Raw genomic sequence first — 292 nt, 5'->3', positions numbered from 1 at the left:
GGCTGATGGCAATCATTGCGCGCCTGCGCGACGAGGGCAAAGTGGTGCTCTACGTGTCGCACCGCATGGAAGAAGTGTTCCGTATCTGCGACGCGGTGACGGTGTTCAAGGACGGTCGCTACGTGCGCACGTTCGAGGACATGAGCACGCTGACCCACGACCAGTTGGTGACCTGCATGGTCGGTCGCGATATCCAGGACATCTACGACTACCGCCCACGCGAGCACGGCGAAGTGGCGCTCAAGGTAGACGGCCTGCTCGGCCCGGGCCTGCGCGAGCCGATCAGCTTTGC

At 63.4% G+C, this 292-nt stretch carries 1 pseudogene; it reads left to right on the top strand.

Annotated elements, in window-relative coordinates:
* Nucleotides 1-292, top strand: a pseudogene (gene araG, locus E4O97_RS19740) (L-arabinose ABC transporter ATP-binding protein AraG); the annotation flags it as partial.

This window comes from Pseudomonas sp. W15Feb34, assembly GCF_023127765.1.
Lineage (GTDB): Bacteria > Pseudomonadota > Gammaproteobacteria > Pseudomonadales > Pseudomonadaceae > Aquipseudomonas > Aquipseudomonas synxantha_A.
This window is presented reverse-complemented; position numbering and strand designations above follow the sequence as displayed.